This is a genomic window from Pedobacter sp. (genome assembly GCF_041662865.1).
Taxonomy (GTDB): Bacteria; Bacteroidota; Bacteroidia; order Sphingobacteriales; family Sphingobacteriaceae; genus Pedobacter.
Genome location: NZ_JBAZRL010000118.1, coordinates 1 through 2828, shown reverse-complemented (window position 1 = coordinate 2828; position 2828 = coordinate 1). Strand labels below are relative to the sequence as shown.

Annotated in this window: 3 protein-coding genes; 2 read left to right on the top strand and 1 reads right to left on the bottom strand. The window is 34.9% G+C overall.

Annotated elements, in window-relative coordinates; all coding sequences use genetic code 11:
* Positions 1–140: 140 nt before the first annotated feature.
* Positions 141–1388 (top strand): YaiO family outer membrane beta-barrel protein, encoded by a 1248-nt coding sequence (locus tag WC622_RS16910; RefSeq protein ID WP_372820865.1) that lies wholly within the window; start codon positions 141–143, stop codon positions 1386–1388.
* Positions 1389–1470: 82 nt separating this feature from the next.
* Positions 1471–2622, top strand: a complete 1152-nt coding sequence (locus WC622_RS16905; protein WP_372820864.1) for a hypothetical protein — start codon at positions 1471–1473, stop codon at positions 2620–2622.
* On the opposite strand, the gene WC622_RS16900 is transcribed toward WC622_RS16905, so the two are convergent.
* On the bottom strand, positions 2619–2828 hold a 210-nt coding region (locus WC622_RS16900), incomplete at its 5' end, for a hypothetical protein (protein ID WP_372820863.1). The two genes, WC622_RS16905 and WC622_RS16900, sit on opposite strands and share 4 nt — an antisense overlap.

Here is a 2828-nt window from a genome sequence, read left to right as displayed (position 1 = left end):
ACTTTAGTGAGTTAAGAACTTTCAATACATTTAAAAAACCATGGACCTGGGAAATAACCAAGGATAATTTCTTATAAAACTGTGCATTTTTGAAACAAATTAATTTGTTTTCATAACTTTAAAGTCTCAGCACTTAATCTATGAATATACAGTTAATCAAAAAGGCTTTCTTCTTCACACTTTTTCTTTTTTCCATCGTTCAAGTAGTTAAGGCACAAACAGCCGACGAACTTTTTGCATCGGCAAGAAAAAAGGCATTTGAAGAAAAAAATTATCCTGAGGCTATTTCCTTAGCTAAGACTGCGCTGAAAAATTCTCCAGATTATGCAGATATACGCGTGTTTTTAGGCCGATTATACACGTGGAGCAAAAAAACGGATAGCGCAAGAATAGAGTTTACAACCGTTATTCAAAAACAACCTAATTACGAAGACGCTTATGTAGCGTATGGCAACTTAGAATTTTGGAATGATGATACTAAAAAGGCTATCCAGATAGTGAATGATGGATTAATGAAAATTCCAAATTCTGAGCCCCTTTTACTGCTTAAAGCCAAATTATTAACGGATTTGAATGAATGGCAAAATGCAGAGTCTATTGTTACTCAAATAATCAACAATAACCCCAAACAAACAGAAGCTAGAGCATTAGCAGCCAAAATAAGAGAAAATAGTGCCTTAAATAAACTTGGTGTAAACTACGATTTCATCTATTTTGACAAACAATTTAATGATCCTTGGCACCTGGTGAGTATAGATTATAGCCGACAAACTAGCATCGGTTCTGTAGTAGGGAGGGTTAATTATGCTAATCGATTTAACAGCAATGGCCTACAGTTTGAGGTCGACGCTTACCCACGTTTAGCAAAAAACCTGCAAGCTTATGTAAATGCAGGATATTCTTCAGACATGGGCATTTTTCCGAAGTATAGGGCTGGTTTTTCACTATATGCAAGTTTGCCTTTAAGTTTTGAAGTTGAAGCAGGTCTTCGTTATTTACGTTTCACTGATAACACTTGGATTTATACCGCATCAGTAGGCAAATATTATAAAAACTTCTGGTTTAATTTCCGAACATTTCTTACTCCATCAACTAATAGTCTTTCTCAATCTTTTTCACTTAACACTCGTTATTACTTTGGTGGCGCTGATGATTATTTAAGTATAGGCTTAAGTACGGGTCTATCACCAGATGAACAACGAAATAACATTCTCATAAACACATCTGCTTATAAACTAAAATCAAATGGTTTAGCATTAGGCTATCGAAAATCATTCGGCGTTTTTAATATTATTAATTTAAAAGCTGCTATTGAAAACCAAGAATACCTTAAAGATACAAAAGGCAATCAGCTAATCATTGGCTTGGGCTATACTAGAAGATTTTAAAAACAAACCAAGGATGCGCTTTACAGGCACAAAATTAAGATATTCAAATCCGGCTTAAAATCGAAATAATATACAGCTACAGATGAACTATAAAAAAATTAAAATCACGATCTCGCTCATTTTAGCTTTGCCTTTTTTGATGTTGCTATTTTGGTTTCTTAGCCCTCATCAGAAACTGGTAATTGCTATAGTAGATAAAACTGTACTAGACCAAAAAGGGCAAGAGCATATCTCGTTAAATTGGATTTTAAATTACCATAAATACACAAAGAACAACACCGAAGGTTATAAAATAGCAAGGGATTACTATGGCTTTTTTCCGAAAGACAACGAGCAATTTCGGATTAGGGGGCTGGAAAGGTTTTCTGCGTCGCAAATAGCGCAGCTAAGTAATGATGCTGATCTAGCATACTTCACCGATACTTACGGTATTTATAATAAAGAGTGGTATCAGCAAAAGAATAACCAACGAAGTTCAGGTATCTTATATGGCGGATTGAGCAACCGTGATTTAGAATTCTTAAAATTGATGAAAGCGAAGAAAAAGCTAATCATTACAGAATTCAACACAATTGGCTCACCAACCAGCCCCGAGATTCGTGGTCAATTTGAGTCGCTGTTTGGAATGAAATGGAGTGGGTGGACGGCGAGGTATTTTGATAAATTAGACACTTTAGTTAATAAAGAATTACCTGTGTGGATGGTTAAAAATTACAAAGCTGCAAATCATAACAAATGGCCATTTAGAAAATCTGGAATTGTATTTGTAAGTGACTATGACCAGGTCGTAGTGTTGGAAGATTCGACCCATCTTTCTGATTCTATGCCTTATATAGTGAGTACCGTTAACGCACAAGAAACACTTGGCTTACCCGAAAAAATCAAATATCCGTTCTGGTTTGATGTTATTTTACCCGACGAAAAAATCAACACAATAGACTCTAAATTTGATTTGAACCTCAATAAAATTGGTTTGGCAGAGTTAAAGAAGTTTGGTATCCCCTCATCTTTCCCCGCAGTACTTCGACAAAGCACTCCTAACCCTAAATTCTATTACTTTTCTGGCGACTTCTGCGATAACCCCATATCATTAAAAACATCCTATTTTAAGGGCATTTCCTTTTTTAAATTTTTGTTTTATGATGTAGAAGACCCAATGGAACGGAATAGCTTTTTCTGGAACTTTTACAAACCACTAATCACCAACATTCTAAAAAACGAAAAGAAAGATTAACGTAATTGGTACTTTTTAATAATACTGTCGGGAAGCAATTTACCACCGTTACTTATTTTATCATTTTTGCGCTTAAAATTATCAAAAGCACTACTTAATTGCTTGAATTTTTCATCGTCTTGAATTGGGGTTTCCACAAGATCAACGCCCAACTTAAACAACTGATTGCCATTTAGATGATAGTCTCCCTGAATAAAATCGACCAT